The sequence below is a fragment of the Humidisolicoccus flavus genome (genome assembly GCF_045689595.1).
GTDB classification, from domain to species: Bacteria; Actinomycetota; Actinomycetes; order Actinomycetales; family Microbacteriaceae; genus Humidisolicoccus; species Humidisolicoccus flavus.
In genome coordinates, this window is sequence record NZ_CP142724.1 from 1,449,604 (window position 1) to 1,474,885 (window position 25,282).

The 25,282-nt window shown below is 63.5% G+C and carries 28 protein-coding genes; 4 read left to right on the forward strand and 24 right to left on the reverse strand.

Annotation, left to right across the window (positions count from 1 at the left end; all coding sequences use genetic code 11):
• Positions 1-726 precede the first annotated feature (726 nt).
• The 3 genes from U2H20_RS06900 to groES form a co-directional block, all read right to left on the reverse strand.
• On the reverse strand, positions 727-2,040 hold the full coding sequence (locus U2H20_RS06900; RefSeq protein WP_430591558.1) for an ABC transporter substrate-binding protein: 1,314 nt from the start codon (positions 2,038-2,040) through the stop codon (positions 727-729).
• Between the two features lie 189 nt (positions 2,041-2,229).
• Positions 2,230-3,174 (reverse strand): EamA family transporter RarD, encoded by a 945-nt coding sequence (gene rarD, locus U2H20_RS06905; protein WP_430591559.1) that lies wholly within the window; start codon positions 3,172-3,174, stop codon positions 2,230-2,232.
• Positions 3,175-3,333: 159 nt separating this feature from the next.
• Complete coding sequence (gene groES, locus U2H20_RS06910; protein WP_430591560.1) at positions 3,334-3,630, reverse strand: co-chaperone GroES; 297 nt, start codon at positions 3,628-3,630, stop codon at positions 3,334-3,336.
• Between the two features lie 174 nt (positions 3,631-3,804).
• Here groES and U2H20_RS06915 point away from each other — a divergent pair, with 174 nt between their 5' ends.
• Positions 3,805-4,992 carry a THUMP-like domain-containing protein gene (locus U2H20_RS06915; protein WP_430591561.1) on the forward strand — a complete coding sequence of 396 codons (1,188 nt, stop codon included), beginning with the start codon at positions 3,805-3,807 and terminating at the stop codon, positions 4,990-4,992.
• 67 nt (positions 4,993-5,059) lie between these two features.
• Here the strand turns inward: U2H20_RS06915 and U2H20_RS06920 are convergent, their stop codons facing one another.
• The 9 genes from U2H20_RS06920 to glmS form a co-directional block, all read right to left on the reverse strand.
• Positions 5,060-5,833: a hypothetical protein gene (locus tag U2H20_RS06920; protein ID WP_430591562.1), complete on the reverse strand. Its 774-nt coding sequence runs from the start codon at positions 5,831-5,833 to the stop codon at positions 5,060-5,062.
• A gap of 19 nt (positions 5,834-5,852) precedes the next feature.
• Positions 5,853-6,287, reverse strand: coding sequence for a DUF4190 domain-containing protein (locus U2H20_RS06925; protein WP_430591563.1), 435 nt, complete (start codon positions 6,285-6,287; stop codon positions 5,853-5,855).
• Between the two features lie 90 nt (positions 6,288-6,377).
• Positions 6,378-7,427: a tRNA (adenosine(37)-N6)-threonylcarbamoyltransferase complex transferase subunit TsaD gene (tsaD, locus tag U2H20_RS06930; RefSeq protein ID WP_430591564.1), complete on the reverse strand. Its 1,050-nt coding sequence runs from the start codon at positions 7,425-7,427 to the stop codon at positions 6,378-6,380.
• Positions 7,424-7,945 (reverse strand): ribosomal protein S18-alanine N-acetyltransferase, encoded by a 522-nt coding sequence (gene rimI, locus U2H20_RS06935; protein ID WP_430591565.1) that lies wholly within the window; start codon positions 7,943-7,945, stop codon positions 7,424-7,426. The genes tsaD and rimI overlap by 4 nt, the downstream gene beginning before the upstream one ends.
• Positions 7,942-8,508, reverse strand: coding sequence for a tRNA (adenosine(37)-N6)-threonylcarbamoyltransferase complex dimerization subunit type 1 TsaB (gene tsaB / locus U2H20_RS06940; RefSeq protein ID WP_430591566.1), 567 nt, complete (start codon positions 8,506-8,508; stop codon positions 7,942-7,944). Before tsaB ends, rimI begins: the two co-directional genes overlap by 4 nt.
• 4 nt (positions 8,509-8,512) lie before the next feature.
• Positions 8,513-9,451, reverse strand: coding sequence for a tRNA (adenosine(37)-N6)-threonylcarbamoyltransferase complex ATPase subunit type 1 TsaE (gene tsaE, locus U2H20_RS06945; protein WP_430591567.1), 939 nt, complete (start codon positions 9,449-9,451; stop codon positions 8,513-8,515).
• A complete protein-coding gene (locus U2H20_RS06950) occupies positions 9,448-10,479 on the reverse strand; it encodes an alanine racemase (protein ID WP_430591568.1) in 1,032 nt (343 codons plus the stop codon). The genes tsaE and U2H20_RS06950 overlap by 4 nt, the downstream gene beginning before the upstream one ends.
• Entirely contained in the window at positions 10,476-10,841 is a 366-nt protein-coding gene (locus tag U2H20_RS06955) for a holo-ACP synthase (protein ID WP_430591569.1), read from the reverse strand. Before U2H20_RS06955 ends, U2H20_RS06950 begins: the two co-directional genes overlap by 4 nt.
• A 12-nt stretch (positions 10,842-10,853) precedes the next feature.
• Entirely contained in the window at positions 10,854-12,704 is a 1,851-nt protein-coding gene (gene glmS / locus U2H20_RS06960; protein ID WP_430591570.1) for a glutamine--fructose-6-phosphate transaminase (isomerizing), read from the reverse strand.
• Between the two features lie 88 nt (positions 12,705-12,792).
• Between glmS and coaA the strand changes: the two genes are divergently transcribed.
• Positions 12,793-13,734: a type I pantothenate kinase gene (gene coaA, locus U2H20_RS06965; protein WP_430591571.1), complete on the forward strand. Its 942-nt coding sequence runs from the start codon at positions 12,793-12,795 to the stop codon at positions 13,732-13,734.
• A gap of 27 nt (positions 13,735-13,761) precedes the next feature.
• On the opposite strand, the gene U2H20_RS06970 is transcribed toward coaA, so the two are convergent.
• From U2H20_RS06970 to rplM, 4 genes are all read right to left on the reverse strand, one after another.
• Complete coding sequence (locus U2H20_RS06970) at positions 13,762-14,730, reverse strand: EamA family transporter (protein ID WP_430591572.1); 969 nt, start codon at positions 14,728-14,730, stop codon at positions 13,762-13,764.
• Between the two features lie 95 nt (positions 14,731-14,825).
• The gene (gene glmM / locus U2H20_RS06975) at positions 14,826-16,184 is read right to left on the reverse strand and encodes a phosphoglucosamine mutase (RefSeq protein ID WP_430591573.1); all 1,359 of its coding nucleotides are present in this window, start codon (positions 16,182-16,184) and stop codon (positions 14,826-14,828) included.
• 6 nt (positions 16,185-16,190) lie between these two features.
• Positions 16,191-16,670 (reverse strand): 30S ribosomal protein S9, encoded by a 480-nt coding sequence (gene rpsI, locus U2H20_RS06980; RefSeq protein ID WP_430591574.1) that lies wholly within the window; start codon positions 16,668-16,670, stop codon positions 16,191-16,193.
• Between the two features lie 24 nt (positions 16,671-16,694).
• The gene (rplM, locus tag U2H20_RS06985; RefSeq protein ID WP_430591575.1) at positions 16,695-17,141 is read right to left on the reverse strand and encodes a 50S ribosomal protein L13; all 447 of its coding nucleotides are present in this window, start codon (positions 17,139-17,141) and stop codon (positions 16,695-16,697) included.
• Positions 17,142-17,362: 221 nt separating this feature from the next.
• On the opposite strand from rplM, the gene U2H20_RS06990 reads away from it, so the two are divergent.
• Positions 17,363-18,019: an HAD hydrolase-like protein gene (locus tag U2H20_RS06990; protein ID WP_430591576.1), complete on the forward strand. Its 657-nt coding sequence runs from the start codon at positions 17,363-17,365 to the stop codon at positions 18,017-18,019.
• 77 nt (positions 18,020-18,096) lie between these two features.
• Here the strand turns inward: U2H20_RS06990 and truA are convergent, their stop codons facing one another.
• Positions 18,097-18,930 carry a tRNA pseudouridine(38-40) synthase TruA gene (gene truA, locus U2H20_RS06995; RefSeq protein ID WP_430591577.1) on the reverse strand — a complete coding sequence of 278 codons (834 nt, stop codon included), beginning with the start codon at positions 18,928-18,930 and terminating at the stop codon, positions 18,097-18,099.
• A gap of 47 nt (positions 18,931-18,977) precedes the next feature.
• Between truA and U2H20_RS07000 the strand changes: the two genes are divergently transcribed.
• Complete coding sequence (locus tag U2H20_RS07000) at positions 18,978-20,879, forward strand: acyltransferase family protein (protein WP_430591578.1); 1,902 nt, start codon at positions 18,978-18,980, stop codon at positions 20,877-20,879.
• Positions 20,880-20,983: 104 nt separating this feature from the next.
• Here U2H20_RS07000 and rplQ read toward each other — a convergent pair whose 3' ends face one another.
• The 7 genes from rplQ to U2H20_RS07035 all read right to left on the reverse strand — a co-directional run bounded on the left by rplQ (position 20,984) and on the right by U2H20_RS07035 (position 25,212).
• Positions 20,984-21,562, reverse strand: a complete 579-nt coding sequence (rplQ, locus tag U2H20_RS07005; RefSeq protein ID WP_430591579.1) for a 50S ribosomal protein L17 — start codon at positions 21,560-21,562, stop codon at positions 20,984-20,986.
• A 33-nt stretch (positions 21,563-21,595) separates the two neighbouring features.
• Positions 21,596-22,588: a DNA-directed RNA polymerase subunit alpha gene (locus U2H20_RS07010; protein WP_430591580.1), complete on the reverse strand. Its 993-nt coding sequence runs from the start codon at positions 22,586-22,588 to the stop codon at positions 21,596-21,598.
• A gap of 96 nt (positions 22,589-22,684) precedes the next feature.
• A complete protein-coding gene (rpsK, locus tag U2H20_RS07015) occupies positions 22,685-23,083 on the reverse strand; it encodes a 30S ribosomal protein S11 (protein WP_430591581.1) in 399 nt (132 codons plus the stop codon).
• A gap of 20 nt (positions 23,084-23,103) precedes the next feature.
• Positions 23,104-23,481, reverse strand: a complete 378-nt coding sequence (gene rpsM / locus U2H20_RS07020) for a 30S ribosomal protein S13 (protein ID WP_430591582.1) — start codon at positions 23,479-23,481, stop codon at positions 23,104-23,106.
• A 202-nt stretch (positions 23,482-23,683) separates the two neighbouring features.
• On the reverse strand, positions 23,684-23,797 hold the full coding sequence (rpmJ, locus tag U2H20_RS07025; protein WP_008361054.1) for a 50S ribosomal protein L36: 114 nt from the start codon (positions 23,795-23,797) through the stop codon (positions 23,684-23,686).
• A gap of 63 nt (positions 23,798-23,860) precedes the next feature.
• The gene (infA, locus tag U2H20_RS07030) at positions 23,861-24,082 is read right to left on the reverse strand and encodes a translation initiation factor IF-1 (protein ID WP_430591583.1); all 222 of its coding nucleotides are present in this window, start codon (positions 24,080-24,082) and stop codon (positions 23,861-23,863) included.
• A gap of 176 nt (positions 24,083-24,258) precedes the next feature.
• Positions 24,259-25,212: a hypothetical protein gene (locus U2H20_RS07035; RefSeq protein WP_430591584.1), complete on the reverse strand. Its 954-nt coding sequence runs from the start codon at positions 25,210-25,212 to the stop codon at positions 24,259-24,261.
• Positions 25,213-25,282 lie beyond the last annotated feature (70 nt).

Below are 25,282 nucleotides of genomic sequence, written 5' to 3' on the forward strand. Positions count from 1 at the left end.
CCTGTCGCAGACGCCCCTGTTGTCGACACCACGCCGGCAGCAGAGCCCGCTGCGGAGGGTGAGACGCCAGAACCAGGAAGCCCGAGAGCCTAACGGTTCTTCGCTCCCGAAACACCGCGGTGGGTCTTGCAGCAATTGCTGTGGGGCCCACTGCTTTTTTTCTGCCACGAAGGCATGCGCGACAATCGGGCACTCTGCCACGCGTGCACATGGTGCGTCGATTCGAGGGGCAAGGCGGAGGCATACGACGCGGAGAAGCGGAGGCGTCGCTCCCACACGGCCACCGCGCACGCGAGCCCGCGCACTCGCGAACTTGCGATGCGCCGTCGGGGCCAACCCGGCCGATGCTCGGACTCTCACGCGCCGAAACCCTTTGTAGGCCCGGCCGAGACCGCTCGGGGCAGCATCACGGACCCTCGTGCACCATTGGACTCAGCCTCGTGAGCTATCGCGCTCCAGGCGCACGGCATGGCCCCGGCGTGCGACACCGCCCCCGGCGCACAGCATGACTCCCGACGTGCGGCACCAAGGGCACGGCATCGCGCCAGTGGCACAGCACGGCACGAGGCGCACGGCACGGCTCCCGGCGCACGGCACGGCACCCAGGTCACGGCGCCCTGGTCGCAGCGCGGCACCAAGACACGGCACAGCGCGCCGCCCTCCCGTCGCCCACACACGCAAAACGCCCCCGGCATGAGACGGGGGCGTTTCGCGGTTGAGAGAGGACTACTCGTTGAGCGATCCGAACTCTGCGTTCAGCAGGGTGTACTTGTTGTCTGCACCGTACTGGTAGATACCGATGTATGCCTCGGTTGGGTCACCGTTCTCATCGAACTCGATCGGGCCGGAGACGCCGTCGTAGTCGATGTCTTCACCAGCCTTGATGAGGTCGTAGCACTCCGCGAACGACGTGCACTTGGTGCCACCGGTCGTGACCGACTGCATGTTCGCCTTGATCGTCTCGGCGTCATCGCTGCCGCCCTGTGCAGCAGCGAGTGCCGCAACGATCACTGCGTCGTACGACTCAGCGGCGTACGAGAAGTCGTTCAGGTTCGGGTCGACTTCGAGCAGACGAGCCTGGAAGCTGTCGTCAGCAGGGTTGCCCGGGAGGGTGCCCTTCGCGCCTTCGAGCGTTCCAGCCGGGAAGTCGTAGTCGTTCGACAGGTTGCCGTCAACGAAGTAGACGCCCGATGCCGGGAAGCCCTGGGTGTTGACGAGCTCAGGAATGATCGAAGCGGTCTCCTGGAAAGCGAGGACACCAACTGCGGTCGCACCCGAAGAGATCAGTTCGTCGACCTGGGTCGTGAACGAGGTCTCACCTGGGTTGTAAGGAATCGACGCGACGACTTCGCCACCTGCAGCCTCGATTGCCTCGGAAGCGTTCGCTTCGAGACCGATGCCGTATGGGTCGTTGACGTAGATGAATCCGACGCTCTCAGCGCCGTCCTGCACCATCAGGTTTCCGAGGACGCGGCCCTGGAGGACGTCGCTCGGAGCGGTGCGCCAGAAGATGCCGTTGTCTTCGTAGGTGGTGAAGTCGGGCGAGGTGTTCGCTGGCGAGATCTGGATGACGTTTGCTTCGACCAACTGGTTGATGAAGGTGAACGAGACACCACTCGATGCTGCACCGATGACAACGTCAACGTCTTGGTTGATGAGGTCGGTTGCCGACTGGATTGCGATCTGCGTGGTGGTGTCACCGGAGTCGCGGTGGAGGATCTCTACCTCGAACTCGTAATCTGCGGCTTCGATGTCGGCTGCAGCCAGGTCAACACCTGCGAACTCGGGCGGGCCGAGGAACGCGAGGTTTCCGGTCTGAGGCAGAATCGTGCCGATTTTCAGTACACCGTCGACGTGCGCGGTGTCACTGCCAACCGGAGCTGCGCTCGAGGTCGATGGCTCTGTGCTCGGGTCGGTTGACGTTTCACCGCCGCCACCGGTGCTGCAGGCGGCGAGCATGAAAATGCTCGCACCCGCCAGGACGGAGAGGCCGAGTTTCTGAGACTTTTTTGTCTCAGAACTACGCAGGAAGGCCTTCATAGTGCTCCTTGCTTCAAATGCTGTGGATGCTCCGATCGAGACCGGATTGGGGATAACCATAGACCGGAGAGGCGGCGAGCGGGGGTCCCTGCGTTACAGCCAGGTAACAACCTGGGCCTGAAGTACAAATCGTTACCTCGCCGCAACCGAAGTTCGCCTTCTGACAGCGCCGAGCGCAAATTGGGACGTCTAAGAGTTGAGGGGAATCTCGCCGGTGAGCGGCGCCCGACGACGCGCTCGCACTGTTTTTCCGTGGTGCATCACGATGTCGACGGAGAGAATCACCAGCGACACCCAAACGAGGGCGAAGCCGATCCAACGTTCGAGCGGCATCGACTCGTTCATGACGAAGGCACCGAAGAGGAAGCTCAACACGGGAGCGATGTACTGCGTGAGTCCGAGCGTCGCCAAGGACACTCGGCGTGCTGCCGAGGCGAACAACAGCAGCGGGGCCGCGGTGATGATGCCGAATCCTGCGACCGCGAGCTGCGTCGAAGTGTCCGCCGCAACGATCCCGAGACCGGTCGTCAGGGAGGTGACGATCAAGATGCCGACGGCCAAGGGCACGACGGCGATCGTCTCGACCGTGAACCCCGTGATCGGGTCGAGTTGCCCGACCTGTTTCTTGCAGAGTCCGTAGATTCCGAACGCGAGCGCGAGACCGATCGAGATCCACGGGAACTCGCCGTAGCCGATGACGAGCACGACTACCGCGACGACGCTGACCGCAACCGCGACCCACTGCGCGGGGCGGAGTCGCTCGTGCAGCACGAGCACACCGAGCAAGACGGTGAGAATCGGGTTCAGAAAATAGCCGAGCGCGGACTCGATGATGTGGCCGGTGATGACCGCGAACACGAAGATGGTCCAGTTGGCAAAGATCACGATTCCCGCGAGGACGAGCCACAGGAGCGTTCGACGGTCGCGGAGCACTGCGCGCAATTGCTTCCAGCGGCGAAGCAGCGCCACAAGCCCGATGCACACGATGACGGTTGACAGCACTCGCCAGCCGACCACCTCGAGCGGTGCGACCGCGCTCATCAGCAGGAAGTAGATCGGTGCGACTCCCCAGAGCAGGTACGCGAAGATCGCGAACAGCAACCCCCTGGATTGCCCTGACTGAGTTTCTTGCACCTTCACATCTTGGCCAACTCCGCGTGCAACTGCGCTATTCCGGTTCCGGCGCGGCGCGCGGCGAGCCTCGTCGGTGGCACGCAAAAAGGCGGTGACACCGAAGTGTCACCGCCTTCATGACGAGGCCCTTGGGGAGCCCCGAGATTTGAGTGAGTCGTCTTAGCGGACGACGACTGCGAGTACGTCGCGAGCCGAGAGCACGAGCAGCTCTTCGCCGCCGTACTTGACCTCGGTGCCGCCGTACTTCGAGTAGATAACCTTGTCGCCGACTGCGATGTCGAGTGGCACGCGGTTACCGTTGTCGTCGACGCGGCCTGGGCCCACTGCGACAACTTCGCCCTCTTGTGGCTTTTCCTTGGCGGTGTCTGGGATCACGAGACCACTTGCGGTGGTCTGCTCTGCCTCAACCTGACGGATGACGACGCGATCCTCGAGCGGCTTGATGGAAACCGACACGGTTGACCTCTTTCTCACTTGGAAGTTCATTGGCACACTCCCCTTGGGAGTGCCAAAACAACTGTAGCCAGCGATTGGCACTCGGTCAACACGAGTGCCAACCGTCGATCGTTTTTCGCTGAGGGCTGTCGTTGAACGCCTGCCGCACCCCTCCCTCGTGCTTGGATTGGCGACATGAATGTCGACGATCTGAAACTGCTCCTCACCCGCGAGGGCCTGCAACTCGTCGACGCTGCGAGCGCATTGCTCGACGCGGGAACCGAGCCACTTGCAATCGTGAGCAAGCTGCGAAGCACTGCGCCACCGGAACTCGTGACGGTCGCCATGACACAGGCGAACCTCAGAAAGAAGGCGGCAGGCAAGTTCGGGGACTTCGCGGCTTCGATGCTCTTCACCACCGCGGGGCTCGAGCAGGCGACGAGACTGCGGGTTGCTGCGCTGCACGCGGGTCGCTTCGAGCGAGCCGGACTCACTCGGGTCGCAGACCTCGGCTGCGGAATCGGCGCTGACTCGCTCGCGATGTCGAGCCTCGGGCTCCATGTCACGGCAGTGGACCGCGACGAGGTGACCGCTGCGATCGCGAGTTTCAACATCGCCCCCTTCCCGGACTCCACGGTGTCGCTCGGCAACGCCGAAGACTTCGATGCCACGACCGTCGATGCGATCTGGCTCGACCCGGCACGTCGAGACGGCGCGGGCAAGCGAAGCCATGATTTCAATGACTGGTCACCCTCGCTCGAAACCGTGTTCGCGTTCGCACGCGATCGCCCGATCGGTGTGAAGCTGGGCCCCGGAGTGGATCGATCCGTGATTCCGGAGGACATGGAGGCGCAATGGGTTTCGGTCGGTGGTGATGTCGTCGAACTCACGCTGTGGAGCGGCTCGCTCGCGCGTGAGGGGATCCGCCGCTCTGCCCTCGTGCTCGGAGAGCATGCCCACGAGCTGACCGGTGCGGACGACAGCGCGGACGTTGAGGTTCGCGAACTCGGTCAGTACCTGTATGAGCCGGACGGGGCGGTCATTCGCGCTCGCCTGATCGGTGAACTCGCCCGGCAACTCGAGGCCGGGATGGTGAGCGAATCGATCGCATACCTCACTGGAGACAGCGCCACAGCAACTCCATTTGCAACGCGCTTCGTTGTCGAGGAAGTACTCCCGCTCGACGTTCGATCGATTGCGAAGACGCTTCGCGCACGCGACATCGGCAGGCTCGAGATCAAGAAGCGGGGCTCAGATCACGATCCGGCAGAGTTCAGGAAGAAGCTCGGCTTGAAGGGCTCGAAGCAGGCGACGCTCTTTCTGACCCGGATCGCCGGACGGCACCGCGCAATCCTCGCGCATCGAGACGAGGACGGCGCGTAACAGGCGCAAGAGAAAAGCCCCGAGCATGTGCTCGGGGCTTTTCTGTGATCTCGTGGCGCGCTCCGGGTTAGAGCGAGTTGAAGTACGAGGTCCAGCTCACGATCGTGAAGATCAAGAAACCAATTGCCAGCGCAAGGCCGGCGTACCCGAGACCCGCTCCGATGAGGCCCATGGTCTTCTTCTGCGGGTTCCGCTTCGCAGCGATGTGACCCATGATGATGGCACCGATCGAGAGCAGGAAGCCCCAACCGAACATGACGAACGGCACTGCGCCGAGCACGATTGCTGCGATCGCGAGTCCGCTGCCGCCCTTTGCAGGAGTCTGGCCGTATGCGGCCTGCCCATAGGCGTTCGCTCCGTATGCATCCTGCGACTGGCCGTAGCTCGCCTGGCCGTACGAAGGCTGTCCGTACTGCTCGGTCGATGGCACGCCATACGAGGGCTGCTGACTGTAGGCGGGCTGCTGTGCGAACTGGTCGCCACCAGGCTGCTGACCGTAGGAGGACTGGCCGTACTGGTCATTCGAGGCCTGCTGGCCGTACTGGTCGTTCGAAGCCTGCTGACCGTACTGGTCGTTCGAGGCCTGCTGACCGTACTGGTCGTTGCTCTGCTGACCGTAGGCCGGCTGCTGTGCCTGCTGGCCGAAATCTGGCGTGCTCTGACCGTAGGGCGACTGCTCGCTCTGCTGGCCGTATGCAGGAGTGGACTGCTGACCATACGGTCCGGGCTGTCCGAAGCTCGGGGTCGAACCGGGAGCCTGCTGATCGGGCTGCGGCGTCGACTGGCTTGGCGGCGCGAAACGGTTATCGCCCGGCTGCTGTGCGTTGAACTGGTCGCTCATGAGTACCTCTCAAGAATTCTTAGAATTGAAACAGTGAAATCATCTGCACGACGAGTGCGGAAAGCAGGCCGAGCGCAACGACCTGCAGCACCAGCAGTCCGTATCCGATCACGAGGCCGGTGATCGCGAGGCTCCGCCCGCTGTGGCCACGCTGCTTGATTTGGTACATCGAAACGTGGGCGAGGACGACCCCGCCGATCGGTCCGATGATCCACGCGAACATTCCGACAAATGACGTGATGATCGATGCAATTGCGAGAGGATTCGTCTTTGCTGACACCTCACCGTTGAGGCCGTACGAGGAATACTGCATGCCCGAGTCGTTTGCGGAGCCGGCGGAGTTGCCGTACCCCGAGCTGTTCGAATACTCCGAGTACGAGGAATCGGTTCCCGGGTACAGGCTCGTTCCAAATTGTGGTGACGGAGCACCGTAGCTTGGGGTGGGAGCAGACATTCGAGAACTTTCCTTGGAGGACGATGTTCCTTTACTCTCCCACTCTCACGTCAACAGCGCCAAACGTGTGAGCAAATATCCAGGAAGTTTTCAGACTTGGATCGTCTGCACGTCGAGGGCAGAGTGAGCTCCGAAGCCGAGATCGCTCGGTGCCGCACCCCTGGCAACGAGCATTGCGCCGACCGCGGCGATCATCGCCCCGTTGTCAGTGCACAGCGAAAGTGGCGGGATGCGCACCGCGACGCCCTGCTTCGCGGCGCGTTCGAGAGTGACCTCCCGAAGTCTCGCGTTCGCCACGACCCCGCCACCGAGCAACAGCCGCGGCACGCCGTAGTGTTCGCAGGCGTCGAGCGCTTTCGTCACGAGAACGTCGACGACCGCCTCGCGGAAGCTCGCAGCGACGTCTGCAATCGGCACGGTCTCGCCGAGGGATTCCTGGCGTTCGGTCCAGCGTGCAACGCTCGTCTTCAACCCGGAGAACGAGAAGTTGAAGCGATGACGTTCACGGTCCTTCGGGAGCGTGAGTGCCCGTGGGAAGGCGATTGCCTTGGGATCGCCGCCGACCGCCGCGGCATCGATGACGGGGCCTCCCGGGTAGCCGAGCCCGAGCAGTCGAGACACCTTGTCGAAGGCTTCGCCCGCCGCGTCGTCGATCGTCTCACCGAGCAGTTCGACATCGTTCTCGAAGTCTCGAACCAGCAACAGTGACGTGTGCCCACCGGAGACGAGCAGCGCAATCGTGGGAAGTTCGAGCTCGGGGACATCGTCGCGAAGGAGATCGGCCGCAACGTGCCCGACGAGGTGGTTCACCCCGTACACCGGTTTTCCGAGCGTCACACCGAGTGATTTTGCAGCGCCGACTCCGACCATGAGCGCTCCGGCGAGACCGGGGCCTGCAGTCACCGCGATCGCATCGAGTTCATCGAGCGTGACCCCCGCCGTCTCGAGCGCCGCACGCAGCGCCGGTTCGATTGCCGTCGCGTGCGCTCGAGCGGCGATCTCGGGGACCACGCCGCCGAAGCGCGCGTGCAACTCCATGGACGAGGAGATCTGGTTCGCGAGGAGAGTCGTGCCGCGAACGATGCCGATGCCGGTCTCGTCACAGCTGGTTTCGATACCGAGGACGAGCGGTTCCTTCACGAGAACACCTTCTTCATGACGATCGCGTCGACACCGACGCTCGCGTAGTAATTGGGCCGGACACCGATCTCGATGAAGCCCTCCGATTCATAGAGCGCCCGCGCAGACGGATTGTCGGCGCGAACGTCCAGAAACACGGAACGAACTCGGCGACGGGCGGCCTCCTCGAGCAGGTTTCGGAGAAGGCGTCGCCCGAGGCCGCGACCCCGCGCGTGCTCAGCGACCGCGATGGTCTGGACGTCGCCGTCCTTCTCGACCGCGCGCAATCCCGCGTACCCGAGCAGCGATTCCGAGTCGTCGAGCGCTGCAGCCGTCGTTGGCATCTCGCTCGATTCGTTCGGCACCGCGCTTGCGGCACCATCCGTGCTCTCGATTGCGAGCACGTAGTAGTTCCATTCGCTCGCGAGTTCCTGGCGCATCATCGAAGCAGTCCACGCGGTGTCGCCGAAACTGGCCGTCTCGATTGCCATGATCCGATCGAGGTCTTCGGGCGTTGCAGTAACGAGCGTGACGGTCACTGGGAGACTCGCTTTCCCTGCGCGCCCGGTACGGCGTCAGCATCGCGGAGGTAGATCGGCTCGTCGACCAGTTTCGCCCGTCCAGAGAACACGGCGAGCGCAAGGTCAACCGCATGGACCATCTCGATGTCAATGCGCTGCGCGCCATCGAACGATGGGACCTCATCCGCCGGGGCGAGGCTCGGCCCAGCAACGAGCGAGCCGTCGATGTACCTGCTCCATGCCCGCTCTCTGCGGCGAACGTCGGAGGTCACGAGGACATCGCCCTCGGTGTTGCATCCGATGCCGTCGTGGCTGGAGACACCGAGCAGCGGCACATCGAGCGCAACGGAGGCAGCATGAGCTGCCGCGACGCCCACTCTGAGCCCCGTAAATGGCCCGGGCCCCATGCCGACCACGATCTGCGTCACCGAGTGCCGGTGCTCGTGGAGCACAGATTGCAGCAGGTTGCCGATCACTTCGGCATGGCCGCGAGTGTCCGGGTGTTCTGCGACGGCGATCACCGTGCCGGAATCGACGAGCGCGACGGAGGTGCCGGTCGCAGTATCGAGAGAGAGAATCACTCCCCTATTGTGCCGCGCTTTGCTCGCGGATGATGCGGGCCAGGTCGAGAAGTCGCGCCGTTGCCCAATCAGGGCCGAAGCCTTCGATGAGCACGGTGCGCGGGTCTTCGGCGTCGAGATCGAGCGGGTCGATTGCTGCGCCCTCCGCGCGATCGATCGTGACACGAACCCACGAGTCGACGAGATGTTCGATGGGCGCACCCCATTCGGCAACCGTGATCGAGCGGGCGAAGTCGAGGTCGAGATCGTCGAGGTCCGCGACATCGGCAAGGCGGTACGCATCCACATGCACGAGCGGCGCGACCTGACTCTCGTGCGTGCGCGCGATCACGAACGTGGGAGACGTCACCGTGCCCGCCGCACCGAGTTGCGCACCGAGTCCACGCGTGAGCGTCGTTTTCCCTGCCCCGAGCGCGCCGAGCAGGACCACGACATCGCCGGCGTGCAGCATCGAACCGAGTTCTGCGCCAAAGCGTTCCATGCCGTCTGCATCGCTGATCTCAAGACGCAGGCGTACAGTCGTTCGACTCCCGACGAAATGGCCGAGCACCGCTGCGTCGACGCCGGCTTCGAGCGCCCACTCCTCACGGCTCACTCCGGCACCCCAGAAGGTCACCTCGTCACCAGGGGTGACCTCGGCTTCACCGAGATCGACGACGAACTGATCCATCGCGATCCGGCCCCGAATCTGGAATCGCTCACCGCGGATCCTCACGAACCCGTGCTCTGCCGCCCGCGGGAGGCCATCGGCGTACCCGATGCCGACCAGTCCGAGCCGCGTCGGGGCGGTCGTGACGTAGGTTCCCCCGTACGAGACCGCTTGGCCTGCCTCGACCTGCTTGATCGAGACGAGTTCGCCTGCGAAACCGACGACGCTCCCGTCGCGGAGATCGATCGTCGCAATTCGCTTCGGAGCAGGAGTCGTGTGCTGCGCCTCGCTCATGCTGCTCCCGTTCCTTGCAGGTCCAGTTCGTGTCCACCGAGCCTCGTGGTGATTTCGTAGTTGATGGTCGCGCTCCCGATTGCCCACGCATCGACGCTCGGTTCACCCTCGGAAGGATCACCGAACAGCGTCGCGGTCTCGCCGCTTCGGATCCCCGGCACCGTCGTTGCGTATGCGCCGACCTGAGCAACCCGAAGCGTTCGATCACCGACAAGCACTGGGGCGCCGCTTGCGGGAAGGAGTCCGTGCGCGAACCCGGCCGCGATCTGACCGTCGGCGGTTGCCCGTGCTTGCAGCCGACCAGCGGGCAAGAGGCCGAGCGCGCGCGCTTCGGATCCGCTCCCGTCGCCGTGTCCGGAGGGGTGCAGGCCGTAAAGGCTCACTCCCCCGCGCACGAGACTTGCCTCGTGCTCCGGATACGCGATTAAGCCGTTGCTCGCGGCGATGTGCGTCTCGACCGGCTCGAGACGACGAACGAGCCGCTGGACCTGCTCGAACTGCGCGAGTTGCGCACGATCGGCATGCTCGCTCGTTCCCGCGAGGTGACTGAAGACGCCTTGCACCCGCAGCGTCCCGCGCTGCTGCAACTCGTCGGCCCGATCGATCACCCGCTGCCAGTCGCCCACTGCGAAGCCGTTCCGTCCGAGCCCCGTGTCGAATTTCAGGTGGACGCGCGCACCAGCATGAGCGGCGGCCTCGAGTTGCTGTTCGGTCGAGATGCCGACATCGATAGAGAGGCTCGCGGCTGCACGGAAGTCAGGGTCTGAACCGTGGAGCCACGCGAGCAGGGGTGCCGTGATTCCAGCGTTTCGGAGCCGGATTGCTTCGGGGACGTCCGCGACCCCGAGCCAGGTCGCGCCACCGGCGAGCGCCGCCCGAGCCGATAGTGCTGCGCCGTGCCCGTAACCGTTCGCTTTGACGACGGCGAGCACGGGCTTCTTCGCGAGCGCCGCGAGTTGACGCGTGTTCGAGGTGATCGCATGGCCGTCGACCTGGAACGACGGTGCGGTCAGCGTTGGCTCGCTCATGATTCGAGCACCACGACCGCGACCGCGTGGCCGCCGTCGTGCGTCATCGACACGAGCGCGGATGACACGCCTCGCGACTGCGCCACCTCTGCAGCTCGACCCTTGAGTTCGAGGGTCGGCGCGCCATCGTCAGACTGCACGACGATCACGTCGTGCCAGGAAATACCCTCGGTGGCCCCGAGCGCCTTAAAAGCCGCTTCTTTCGCAGCGACCCTCGCGGCAAGGCTCGAAGCCGTTCTCCGACGACCATCGCGGTCGTGCTCACTCGAGTGCAGAAGCCGATCCAGGAGTCTCGGGGTTCGATCGATAGCGCGCTCGAAGCGCGCGATATCGACCAGGTCGACGCCGAGGCCAAGGATCATGGTGCTCCGCGCCTATTCGACAGTGACAGATTTCGCGAGATTGCGAGGCTGGTCGACGTCGAGACCCTTCGCTGTTGCAAGTTCGAGCGCAAAGACGTGCAGAGGAACGACGGAGAGCACCGGCTCCAGCATCGACTCCGTCAGCGGGATGCGGAAAACGCTGTCCGCGTGCGGCAGCACCGCGGCATCGCCCTCCTCGGCGACCACGACGACGCGGGCGCCGCGAGCACGGATCTCTTCGATGTTGGAGACGATCTTCGAGTGCAGGATCGGCTGGCGCGCCGGGCTCGGTACCACGACGAATACCACCTGACCGGGCTCGATGAGCGCGATCGGGCCGTGCTTCAACTCGCCGCCGGCGAAGCCTTCAGCGTGGATGTAGCTGATCTCCTTCAGCTTCAGCGCACCTTCGAGTGCGACCGGATAGCCGACGTGCCGACCGAGGAACAGTACCGAGCGGGTGTCGCTCATCCAGTGCGCGAGTTCACGAACCGGGTCGAGGCCTTCGATGACGCGTTCGAGTTGTTCGGGCAGGCGCTCCATGCCGGTCGTGATCTCGCGAATCTCCTCGTCGCTCATCGTGCCGCGCACGCGTGCGAGGTGAAGCCCGAAGAGCAGCTGCCCGACGACCTGCGCGAGGAATGCCTTCGTCGAGGCCACCGCGACCTCGGGGCCGGCGTGCGTGTACAACACCGCTTCGCTGTCGCGGGGAATCGTCGAACCCTGGGTGTTGCAGATCGCGAGTGTACGAGCACCGGCTTCGCGGGCGTACTGCACCGCCATTTTGGTGTCCATGGTCTCGCCGGACTGGCTGATCGAGATGACGAGCACACTCTCGTCGATCGCCGGTGACCGGTATCGGAACTCGTGGCTCAAATCGACCTCGACGGGAACCTTCGCCCAGGTTTCGATCGCGTACTTGCCGACGAGCGCCGAGTACGCTGCGGTCCCGCAGCCAACGATGACGATGCGTGAGATTCCGCGGAGCACGTCCTCGCCGAGGGCATCGAGTTCGGTGAGGTCAACGAGCCCGTCGCGCAGTCGCCCGCGGATCGTGTTCGCAACCGCGATGGGGCCTTCGGAGATCTCTTTCGCCATGAATGAGGACCAGCCGCCCTTCTCGGCGGCCGAGGCGTCCCAGTCGACGGTGAAACGCTTGTTCGTGGTGACCGGCTCGCCCTCGAAGTCGACGACCTCGACGCTGTTCGGCGTGATCGTGACGACCTGATCGGTGCCGATCGACTCTGCTTCGCTCGTGTACTTCACGAACGCGGAGACGTCGGAGCCGAGGAAGTTCTCGCCCTGACCGAATCCGACGAGCAGCGGAGAGTTGTGGCTTGCTGCGACGACCGTCTCCGGCTGGTCGGCGTGCACTGCGAGCAAGGTGAACTGGCCCTCGAGTCGGCGGGCGACCTGCAGCATCGCAGTCGTGAGGTTCTTCGTTGAGTCATAGACCCGACCGAGCAGAATCGCTGCAGCTTCGGTGTCGGTCTGGCTTGTGAATGTCTCGCCGGCTTCGAGCAGCTCGGCTTTGATTTCCGCATAGTTCTCGATGATCCCGTTGTGGATCAGTGCCAACTTGCCCTGATCACCCAGGTGCGGGTGCGCGTTCTCATCGGTCGGTCCGCCGTGTGTCGCCCAGCGGGTGTGGCCGATCCCGGTCAAGGATTCCGGCAGTGGGGCGTCGTCGAGACTCGTGGTCAGCGCGAAGAGCTTGCCTCCACGCTTCCGGCTCGCGATCCCCTCGGGGGTGATCACCGCGACGCCCGCAGAGTCATAGCCGCGATACTCAAGTCGCTTCAGGCCATCAATGATGACCGGCAAGGTTTGACGAGTGCCTGCATATCCAACGATTCCACACATGCGGTAATCGTACCGAGCGTCGAGCCTTCCCCGCGCGAAGGGAGCCCCCGCGCGGCATCGCGCTCGCGCTGGGCGTAGTCTGGGGCGGATGTCTTCAACACCGGCGAGCGGGACGACCCCGTTCCGCGAAATAGAACGCGACGAGTGGTCACGCCTCGCGCAAGCAGCGCCTTCGCCGCTCACCGAACGCGAAGTCTCGCGACTGCGTGGACTCGGCGACACCCTCGAACTCCGCGAAGTGGCGGAGGTCTACCTACCGCTTTCGAGGCTCCTCAACCTGTACGCCGGTGCGGCACAGCGCCTGCACGACGACACCATGGGGTTCCTCGGCACGAAGGCGACGCACACGCCGTTCGTCATCGGAGTCGCCGGCAGTGTCGCGGTCGGGAAATCAACGACCGCACGGCTCCTGCAGGAACTCCTCGGCCGCTGGGAGGGCACTCCTCGAGTCGACCTCGTCACGACGGACGGATTCCTCTACCCGAACGCCGAGCTCGAACGCCGAGGACTCATGCAGCGCAAGGGATTCCCGGAAGCCTACGACCGCCGTGCGCTGCTCCGCTTCGTGTCTCGCGTGAAAAGTGGCGACGAAGAGGTTCGCGCGCCCGTGTACTCGCACTTGACGTACGACATCGTCCCCGGCGAGGAAGTGGTCGTGCGTCGGCCGGACATTCTCATCGTCGAGGGCCTCAACGTCCTGCAGCCTCCGATCTCCGCTTCAGCGCTTGCGGTGAGTGACCTCTTCGACTTCTCGATCTACGTCGATGCGCGCACCAAGAGCATTCGACAGTGGTACATCGACCGCTTCCTGGCACTGAAGCGGGGCGCTTTCACGAACCCCGAGAGCTACTTCCACCGCTTCGCAGATCTCACCGATGTCGCAGCCGCCGCCCTTGCCGAAGACATCTGGTTGCACATCAACGAGCCGAACCTGATCGAGAACGTGCAGCCGACCCGATCGCGAGCAGACCTCGTGCTCCGAAAGTCAGACGATCACCGGATTCGTTCGGTGCTCCTCCGGAAGATCTGAGCACACCAACCCGAGCGATTCGCATCGCTACGGGCTCTTCATCTCCGGCATCTCCAGGAGCGGATTCGGCTGCGTCACTGCGGCGGGTTCGCCCGCGCGGAGCTGCCCGAGCTTCACGACGACGACACCGAGCAGAATGCACGCCCCTCCGATCCATTGCATCGGACCGGGAAGCAGACCGAGCAACAGCCACGTCCAGATGAACGCGAACACGACCTCTGAGTAACCGAGAAAACTCGCGAGCGTCGAGCCGATACGCCTGGCACCCGCGATCCCGAGGGTGTAGGCGGCGACCGTCGCGATCAGCACCAGGAGCGCCAGCACGAGCCACACCGAGATTTCTGTGCCGATGAGCGTCGTCGTTTCTGTCGTGATGTGGAACGGCAACAGGCCGCTCACGCTCGCGAGTCCAAGGATGACTGCGGCCACCAGCGTCCCACCGCCGGCGAGGGCGAGCGGTGGAATCTCGTGCTTCACCGATGCCGAGAGCTCGAAATAGCACGCGACGCCCACGGCGGCCGCGAGCCCGAACATGACCCCGACCGGGTGCAAGGGCTCACCGATGATGCCGCAGACGAAGGCGAGCCCGAGCAGCGCGAGACCGGCCCCGATGAGCGTGAGCGTGTGCGGCCGCTTGCGAGAGATCGCCCAGTGCCACCCGACCAGCAGCACCGGGCCCAGAAACTCGATGAGGAGCGCGATCGAGGGTTGCATGTACTGCACCGCGGCGAAGAAGCACAGTTGCGTTCCGGCGATCGCGAGCGCGCCATAGAGCACGATGTGTCTGCTCGCAGAGCGGAGCACCGAGAACCGACCTCGCAAGACGATGAGCGTCGGGATGAGGAGCACGAGAGCGGCAAAGGTCACGCGCAGCGTCGTGGTCGCACCGGGACTCCATCCGGAATCCATCAGCGAGGCGGCGAAAATACCGGAAGTCCCGAAGGTGGCTGCGCTCGCAAGCGCGTACCCGGATCCAAAACTGCGCGACTGAGCCAATCCAGCCACCTTTCTCACAGCACAAGGGGTCTCGAAATCGAGGGGTCAGACGGGGGTGAGGCAAGTCTCTCCGACGACTCGGATGCTTGCCGGAATTATTCGGTGGCGCTCGTACCCAGGCGCTCTTTCACGAGTGCAGCGAGGTCGCGGGCGATACGGTCAGCGACGTTGTACTCGCTCGCCTCGACCATGACGCGAATGATCTTCTCGGTGCCACTGGGGCGAAGCAGGACGCGTCCGGTGTCGCCGAGTTCCGCTTCTGCGGCTTCAACGGCAGCGTGGATCACGCTGTCACCGCCAAGCCCGAGTCGGTCGACCCCCGCGACGTTGATCATGATCTGCGGATACACGGTCATGACGGAGGCGAGCTCGCGCAGCGACTTCTTCTGTTCGACGACTTCGGCCGCGAGTTGCAGCCCCGTCAGCACGCCGTCGCCAGTCGTGGCGTAGTCGCTGAAGATGATGTGGCCCGACTGCTCCCCACCGAGGGAGAGGTTGTATTCGCCGAGGGCTTCGAGCACGTAGCGGTCGCCGACCTTGGTCTGCACGAGCTGGATGTCGTTCTCGTCCATCGCGACTTTGAGGCCGAGATTGCTCATGACCGTGGCAACGAGCGTGTCATCGCGCAGCTCACCGCGACGCTTCGCGGCCAGCGCGAGGATCGCCATGATCTGGTCGCCGTCGACGACATTGCCGTCTCCGTCGACCGCGAGGCAGCGGTCGGCGTCACCGTCGTTGGCGATACCGAGATCGGCGCCGAGTTCGACGACCTTCTTCTGGAGACCTTCAAGATGTGTGGAACCGACTTCGCGGTTGATGTTGAGACCGTCCGGCTCATTGCCGATGACGGTGATCGTTGCACCGGCGTCAGCGAAGACGTCTGGGGCGATTGCGCTCGAGGCTCCGTTCGCACAGTCGATGACGACGTGCACGCCCTGCAGCGAAGAGCGAAGGGTGCCGAGCAGGTGGACGACGTACCGGTCTTCGGCGTCGGCGAAACGACGCACTCGTCCGACGTCGCCAGCGACAGGTCGAAGGGGCTGATCAGCGACAGCGCGCTCGATCTCGTCTTCGATGCTGTCCGAGAGCTTCTTGCCGCCGCGCGCGAAAAACTTGATGCCGTTGTCCGGGGCTGGATTGTGGCTCGCGGAGATCATGACGCCGAAGTCGGCGCCGAGATCTGCGATCAAGAATGCAGCAGCAGGCGTTGGGATCACGCCGGCGTCGAACACATCGACACCACTTGATGCAAGCCCTGCGGCCACGGCCGCAGTAATGAATTCTCCAGAGATGCGCGGATCCCGGGCAACGACAGCAACAGGGCGCCGCGAATCGCGCCTGGCCTCTCGGCCAAGCACGATCGCAGCGCCCTGTGCGAGTGACAGAGCGAACTCTGCCGTGATATCACTCCCCGCGAGGCCGCGAACTCCGTCAGTTCCGAAGAGCCGCGACACTGTTGGTTAGCGCTTCGAGTACTGAGGTGCCTTACGCGCCTTCTTGAGACCAGCCTTCTTGCGCTCCTTGACGCGTGCGTCACGGGAGAGGAAGCCAGCCTTCTTCAAGCTCGGGCGGTTGTTCTCGAGGTCGATCTCGTTGAGCGCACGGGAGATGCCGAGGCGCAGTGCGCCGGCCTGACCCGAAGGGCCACCACCGGTGATGCGAGCAACAACGTCGTACGAGCCCTTGAGCTCGAGCAGCGTGAACGGGTCGTTGATGAGCTGCTGGTGCAGCTTGTTCGGGAAGTAGTCCTCGAGGGTACGGCCGTTCACCTTGAACTCGCCGGTGCCTGGAACCAGACGCACGCGGGCGATTGCCTGCTTGCGACGGCCTACGGCCTGTCCGCCGACGTTGACGACACGGGGTGCCTTCGGTGCCTCAGCGGTTGGGGTCTCGGTCGAGAACGACTGTGGGGTCTCGATTGAATCTGCGATCTTCGCCATAGTGGGAATCCTTGATCGTCGGCGCTACTGCGCGACCTGGTCGAACGTGTACGGAGTGGGCTGCTGTGCAGCGTGCGGGTGCGCAGCACCTGCATAGACCTTGAGCTTCTTGATCTGTGCGCGACCAAGCGAGTTCTTCGGCAGCATTCCGCGGATCGCCTTTTCGACGGTCCGAACCGGGAAGCGGTCGAGCATCTCGATGTAGCTCGTTGCGGTCAATCCGCCTGGGTACCCAGAGTGGCGGTATGCCTTCTTCTGGATTGCCTTCTGACCAGTCAACGCGACCTTGTCTGCGTTGATGATGATGACGAAGTCACCGGTGTCGAGGTGCTGGGCAAAGGTTGCCTTGTGCTTACCGCGCAGGAGCGCTGCAGCGTGGCTGGCCAGACGTCCGAGGACAACGTCCTCGGCGTCAATGACGATCCAATCGTGCTGGATGTCACCGGCCTTTGGTGAATAGGTGCGAGTCATAGTCGTGCCTCACTTGTCGAATTTGAGATGGTCTTGAATCCCGCTCCGAGGTGATTGTCGCCAAAGGCGAGAATCAATCCGGTGGAGGGCTCAGTTCGGGTGATCACTGCACGGTGACGCACCAACGAGCAAGTATACTCATCAGGGAGGGCGGGGTCAATCCCGGAATCTCTACTCCTCGAGCCGGAACTCTTCGTGACGAAATGCGATTGGATAGAGGGGTGCGATTTGATGCCGTGATTTTCGACCTCGATGGAACCCTCACCGACTCTGCGCCGGGCCTGTACGACTGTATCCGGGTGATGCATGACGAGATGGGCTGGGAAGCCCCCGCCGAATCCGATTTGCGGTTCTGGCTCGGGCCTCCCGTTTCGACGACGCTCGGTGAGCTCGGTTACGAGCAGTCGGCGATCGAGCAGGGTCTTGCGATCTTCCGCCGCCACCTCCACGCAGAGGGGCTGCAGAACAATTCGGTGTACCAGGGTGTCCCCGAACTGCTCTCCGCGCTGACCGAGGCCGGCATTCCCTCCGCGGTCGCGACCTTCAAAATCGATGACGACGCGCAGCGGGTCATCGATCACTTCACGATGCGGGAGCGCTTCGCGGGGGTGCACGGGAGGCTTGGCGATGAGGCGGGGCACTCAAAAGCGCCCGTGATCGCACGGGCGATGGAATCGATCGGTATCGAGCCGAGTCAGCGCGTCGCGATGGTCGGCGACCGGAAGCACGACGCGAGTTCGGCGCTGGAGCTGGGCCTGACCCCGATTGGCGTCACCTACGGCTATGGCGACGTCGAAGAGTTGCGCAACGCCGGAGCCGTCCACATCGTCGACTCGGTCGACGCGCTTCGGAACCTCCTGCTCGACACCGCGGAGTAGCACCAGGCCGTCCGCAGCATCGCTCACCAGTCCGACCGCGGGACCGCTGACCAGTCCGTCTGCGGCATCGCTCGGGGTCACTCCCCCGCTGGGTCGTCGTCTCCGGGCAGCTCCCTGCGAGCACGAGTGAGCTGCGCCTGCTCGGCGAGCAGTGCATCCTCGGGATAGCCGACCTCCATGAGCGTGAGCCCCACCGCGGGCAAAGCGCGGAACAGCCCCGAGCGAGCGGGCATCGTCAGCAAAGCTTCCGCTTGCGCGAGATTGATCTTGCCCTCGGCGACCGCGAGGCTCGCGCCAACGAGAGAGCGCACCATCGAATGACAGAAGGCATCAGCCTGCAGCCTCGCGGTGAAGAGATGCCCGGTTTGCGACCAGGTGAAGTCCTGGAGCGAGCGAATCGTCGTTGCACGCACGCGAGGTTTGCAGAACGCAGCGAAATCGTGGAGTCCGACAAACAGCGACGCTGCGGCTTGCAGGTGCTGCAATTCGATCCGCCGCGGCACATACGTTGCGATCCTTCTCGTCAGCGGATCAATCACCTCATTGACGATCCTGTATTCGTACCGACGAAAGAGCGCGCTGAACCTCGCATCGAATCCCTCCGGTGCGACCGTCGCTGCGGTGACCACGCAGTCGCCATCGGGTGCGGTGAGCGTGGAGATCCGACGTGCGAGCCGCTCGTTCACTGGGATGTCCACGGGAAGGTCGACGTGCGCGACCTGACCGGACGCGTGCACCCCCGCATCGGTCCTTCCGGCGACGACCGTTCGTACCGGCGTCTGCGCGATCGTGGAGAGCGCCCGCTCGAGCTCACCTTCGACGGTTCGTCGACGAGGCTGCTTCGCCCAACCGCTAAAATCAGTGCCGTCATACGCAATATCGAGGCGGACACGATGTACGGCGCGAGACATTCGTCGATTGTATGCCGGTGTTCCTCACGATCCGAAACCCGAGAGCAGTGAACCAAGTCCTGAGCGCCCGCTCCACTGGAGCGCACACGGTCCGACAGCAACTCGCTGCTCGGAGACTTGGTGGACTCGATGGCCTCCGCGCGATTGCGGTGACGCTCGTCGTGATCTATCACCTCTTCCCCGGCATACTGCCCGGTGGGCTCATCGGCGTCGACGTGTTCTTCGTGGTTTCCGGCTACCTCATCACAATGCTGCTGCTGCGCGAGATCGCGCTCCGAGGCACCATCTCTCTGCCGCGGTTCTGGCTGCGCCGATCACGACGGCTCCTCCCGGCACTCGGGTTGCTCATGCTCGTGTGCACCGCGCTCGCCTATTTCGTCGGTGGTGATGCACTCGTCGGGCTCGGCCGACAGACCCTCGGAGCCGTGACCTTCTCGAGTAACTGGATCGCGGTCATCGCGGGCGACAGCTACTTCGATGCGACCACACCACAACTGTTCAGGAACCTGTGGTCGCTCGCCGTCGAGGAACAGTTCTACATCGTGTGGCCGATCGTGCTGCTGCTGTGCCTTCCTTGGATCCACCGGAAGCCGCGCATGGTGGCATTGACGCTCGCACTCGCGATCCTTTCCGCATCGCTCATGGCTGCACTCGCCTCACCCGAGGGCGACCAGACGCGCGTCTACTTCGGTACGGACACCCACTCCTTCGGGCTCATGCTCGGCGTCATGCTCGCCCTCCTGCTGCAACGTTGGCCACCGGAGCCCGCAGCGCACTCCCTCGCCGCCCGCACCGTCGGCCCACTCATTGGGGTCCTCGGCGTCGCCGGCATCGTGGTCGCGGCGATCAAGGCTTCAGAGTTCGACCCTGCGATGTACCCGGGCTGGCTGCTGCTGGCGAGTGTGGCGACCGTCTTCGCGATCCTCGGCTCGGCGATCCCGGGTTCCTGGCTGGCGCGTCTGCTCGACATTGCACCGATGCGCTGGATCGGTGATCGCAGCTACGGCATCTATCTCTGGCATTGGCCGCTCTTCGTGCTCGCAATCACAGCCTTCCCGCTCGTGCCCCGAGAAGGTGCGCCCGCGATGCTTCTGGGCGCGGCCTGCCTCGTCCTGACGATCGCCGCCGCCACCCTGTCGCATCGATTCGTCGAGACCCCGATTCGCGTGAATGGCTACCGTGCATTCGTCCGCCGCTTGGGAGCCGCCTTCACCCGCGGCGGGAAGTCACGGATCGCGTTCGTCGCGACCGCCTCAGTCGCGGTCGCTTCCGGGGGCCTCGGCCTCGCAGCCATCACCGTTGACCCGGGCATCAGCACCGCCGCCTCGGTGATTGAGGAGGGCGCGGCCACAACACCGCAGCCGGCGACACTCGCGACCGCACAGCCCTCCCCTGAACCTGCCGACGTCAACGCACCGCCCTCCGGCGAGATCGTGCCACCCACCGGTGCTGAAATCACCGCAGTGGGCGATTCGGTGATGCTGGCGAGCATCGAAGAACTCAGCATCGATTTCCCGGGCATTCAAGTCGATGCCGCAGTCTCCAGACAGTTCAGCGCCGGTGTCGACATCGTGCAGTCGCTTGCCGACTCCGGTCAGCTGCGCGAGTTCGTCGTGGTCGGTCTCGGCACGAACGGCCCAGTCGACGCCGAAGACGTCGAGCGACTGCGTCAGATCGTCGGCGAGCAGCGAAAGCTCGTGCTCGTCGACGCCTTCGCGAATCGACCGTGGATTCCAGGAGTCAACGAAACACTGACCCGGTTCGCAAGCACCTACCGCAACATTGCACTCGCGGACTGGACCGGCGCGATCTCCGGCCGCCTCGACCTGCTCGCCGGCGACCAGATCCACCCGCGAACAGAAGGCTCGTTCCTCTATAGCGAGGCCGTGAGGGTCGCGCTGCTCGCGCTCACGCCGATTCCGAAAGCCGGACTCGGCGATCCGCAATAGCGCGTTCTGTCCGAGCCAGGACGAACGCCGCCGTTGTCACATTGATCGGATACGCAAAACGGGGAGGAACCAAAAGGTTCCTCCCCGTTTCGATGTGCGGATGACTACTTCGAGTCTTCCTTCACTTCTTCTTCAGCAGCTGCGTCGCTCGAGTTTGACTCGTCTGCGGCGGCTTCTGTTGCTTCAGTCTCAGTCGCGTCGGACTCAGTTGCCTCAGCGTCGTCTGCGACAACCTCAGCCTCTGGAGCTTCGTCAGCAACAGGTGCTGCGTCAGCCTTCGACTTCTTCGCTTTCTTGACAACAGGCTCGAGTACGAACTCGATCTGGACCATCGAAGCGTTGTCGCCCTTACGGAAGCCGAGCTTCGTGATGCGTGTGTAGCCGCCTTCACGCTCTGCAACCTGTGGCGCGATGACCTCAAAGAGTTCACCAACGACGTCGTGCCATTCGTTGTCTGGCATCTTCGTCTTGCCGATGATCGAGATCACACGGCGACGTGCGTGCAGGTCACCGCGCTTCGCGAACGTGACGAGTCGCTCAACGATCGGACGAAGGCGCTTTGCCTTGGTCTCGGTCGTCTTGATGCTCTTGTGGATGATGAGCGACTTTGCAAGGTTTGCAAGCAGCAGGCGCTCGTGAGCGGGTCCGCCTCCGAGGCGGGCACCCTTCGTGGGCTTAGGCATTGTGTTCGTTTCCTTCTGTGTGAGGAGAGGCCCTTAGAGGGCTTCCTCGTCGTCGTAACCGCTGTAGAAGTGCGCTCCATCGAAGCCCGGGACTGCGTCCTTGAGGCTCAGACCCATTTCGGTGAGCTTGTCGCGTACTTCATCGACCGACTTCTGGCCAAAGTTGCGAATGTTCATGAGTTGCGTTTCGCTCAACGCAACGAGCTCGCTCACCGTGTTGATGCCCTCGCGCTTGAGGCAGTTGTATGAACGGACCGAGAGCTCGAGGTCCTCGATCGGCATCGACATCTCGCTGGAGAGAACAGCGTCAACCGGCGCTGGGCCGATCTCGATGCCTTCTGCAGCGGTGTTCAGCTCGCGGGTCAGACCGAAGAGCTCAACCAGAGTCTTACCAGCCGAAGCGATCGCGTCGCGCGGGCTGATCGAAGGCTTCGTCTCGACGTCGACAACGAGGCTGTCGAAGTCGGTACGCTCACCGGCACGAGTTGCCTCGACGCGGTACGTGACCTTCAGAACTGGGGAGTAGATCGAGTCGACCGGGATCGAGCCCGCCTCAGCGAATTCGATGCGGTTCTGCTGCGCCGAGACGTAGCCGCGACCGCGTTCGATCGTGAGTTCGAGCTGGAACTTTGCCTTGTCGTTCAGGGTTGCGATCACGAGCTCGGGGTTGTGGATTTCCACACCGGCCGGTGCCGTGATGTCTGCAGCCGTCACAACGCCAGCACCCTGCTTGCGCAGGTAAGCGATGATCGGCTCGTCGTGCTCGCTCGAAACAACGAGCTGCTTGACGTTCAGGATGATTTCGGTGACGTCTTCTTTTACGCCAGAGATCGTGGAGAACTCGTGGAGCACGTTTTCGAGACGGATGCCGGTGACGGCAGCGCCAGGAATTGACGAGAGAAGCGTACGACGGAGGGAGTTTCCGAGGGTGTACCCGAAGCCTGGTTCGAGCGGCTCAATACGAAAGCGCGAACGGGTATCGGAGAGGTTTTCCTCGGTGAGGGTTGGGCGCTGGGCGATCAGCACAGTTGCAGTTCCTTTCGGCGGCGAGTCCGCTATATGACTCGCATGCTGGATGCGGTGAGGAACCGTGGGGGCGCATGCCCCCACGGTTGAAGTGAATTAGTTCCGGCGCGGCTTCGGCGGGCGAACGCCGTTGTGAGCCTGCGGGGTGACGTCGTGAATCGCGCCAATCTCGAGGCCAGTTGCCTGGAGCGAACGGATCGCGGTCTCGCGACCTGATCCGGCGCCCTTTACGAACACATCAACCTTCTTCATGCCGTGGTCCTGCGCCTGGCGGGCTGCAGACTCTGCAGCCATCTGAGCGGCGTACGGAGTTGACTTGCGCGACCCCTTGAACCCAACGGTTCCGGAGGTTGCCTGGCTGATTACGGCGCCAGTGGTGTCGGTGATGGAAACGATCGTGTTGTTGAACGTGCTCTTGATGTGAGCCTGTCCAACTGCGATGTTCTTCTTGTCTTTGCGACGCGGCTTACGAACGGCCGACTTCGGTGCTGCCATTATTCTGACTCCTTCAGGCCTTAGCGGCCGGCCTTCTTCTTACCGGCGACAGTGCGCTTCGGTCCCTTGCGGGTGCGAGCATTGGTCTTGGTGCGCTGCCCACGGACAGGCAGGCCGCGGCGGTGGCGGATACCTTCGTAGGAGCCGATTTCGACCTTGCGGCGGATGTCAGCAGCAACCTCACGGCGGAGGTCACCCTCAACCTTGAATGCCTCTTCGATGTGGTCACGAAGCGAGACGAGCTGCTCGTCGGTGAGGTCCTTGACGCGAACGTTGCGGTCAATACCGGTTGCTTCGAGGGTCTGGAGGGCGCGAGTGCGGCCTACTCCGTAGATGTATGTCAGTGCGATCTCTACGCGCTTTTCGCGTGGGATGTCGACACCTGCAAGACGTGCCATGGTGGCTTCTCCTGTATGTGAGTGGAGGTGTGGAGCAGCCCCGGTGCCTCGGCCTCCAACCGAAGGTGTCCCCCGTGAAACGGGATCTTGGGATTGCTGTTCTGTATTGAATTGCGTGGACCCACCGAAGTGGCTCCGATTCTTGCTTCCGCGGTGCAGGCAGTCGAAACGACTGACGCACCAGGTTCAGGCTGGGCCTGAATTAGCCCTGGCGCTGCTTGTGGCGGGGGTTTTCGCAGATGACCATGACGCGACCGTGCCGGCGAATAACCTTGCACTTGTCACAGATCTTCTTGACGCTTGGGTTGACCTTCATTGTTCCTAGCTTTCTCGCTGGCCTCGTGCCCGAAAGTGGGCCGTTCCTTGCCCAGTCCCCTGCTTACTTGTAGCGGTAAACGATGCGACCGCGGGTCAGGTCGTACGGGCTCAGTTCCACGATTACGCGGTCCTCAGGGAGGATGCGAATGTAGTTCTGACGCATTTTGCCCGAGATGTGAGCGAGCACAACGTGCCCATTGCTCAGTTCAACTCGGAACATCGCGTTCGGAAGTGCTTCGACAACCGAGCCTTCGATTTCGATGACGCCGTCTTTTTTGGCCATAGCCTCGTCAATGCTTTGTAAGTTGGGTGATTGGTCTTGCGAGTGACACGGCGCGCGCAAACACGTCGATGACACCAACGCACTACTGTATCCCGGATTCGCGGAGCGATGCAAGCCGGGCGTGTCGCGGGATCGGAGCGGCACGGCTCGCGCCGAGGGATCAGCCGCGCTGCACTTTACTCGGAGTCCGAAGCGCTCCTGGTCGGGCGATCCGCAGAGTTCGGCGAACCACCAGTGGCTCGAAGCACGGTGACACTCCCCCAGAGCATTGACGATTCAGCCGCGGCTCGTCGGGAAGCATCTGGCGTGGCCGCTTCCGAGAAACTCCGCAGAATGACAGCGCAGCCTGGCCGCAGCACGCGCATCGACTCGCGCAACAGCGACTCTCGGAATTCAGCGCTCGCGCCGTCAGCCAAGTTCGAGAGCGAGATGCCGTCGTACTGCTCATCCGGCTGAGCCTGCAGGTAGCTGAGCGCATCCTGCTGTATCGGGGTGATGCGATCAGCCACGCCGCTCGGCAGCCGCCAGTCGGGGTGATCCTCGCCGAGGAAGAGCCGATGCGCAAAGCGGTTGTTGTGGAGCTCGTGGCGCGGTACAGCCTGAGCGACGCGCGCGCGAAGGACCGCCGCAAAATGAGGCGGGATCGGTCGCGAGAAGTCACGTTGCAGCGCTGCGCTCAACGCACTGGCGGGCCCCAGAGTGGCGGTGAGGACGCTGCGAAAGACGCGCGTATCGAGGTGCCGTTCCCAGTATGTCCGGCGACGATCCGCGGAGCGATCGGCGAGAAAGGCGCGGAGCTTCTTCCGAGACCAGCCCGGAACGCTTGCACGGACGAGCGCTCGGGCAACATCGATGAGCCGTTCGACCGTTCCCGGCTCGTACTCGCCGGTCTTGATGTGCTCCATCGCGTACTCGAGTTGCGAAGCGTTTGCGTCGACGATGTCGACATCGAGGCCGGCCGAAGCGAGGAGGGCCGCGACCTCACCGCTCCCGGCGGCTGCCAGGACGCGACCTCTGGCGGGAAACTCTGCGATCTCGAGGCTTGCGTCTTCCCAACCCCAGCCGTGGAGCAACTTCTGACGTGGCTGACTGGAGGCGCGGCCTTTCGCGCCGGAGCTCTGAGCCATCATGGGTGTCGCTCCTCTCGCGCCTTTGCCCCAAGCCTACGCGAGGAGGCTGAACGCCAGCACGCGAGCGTGC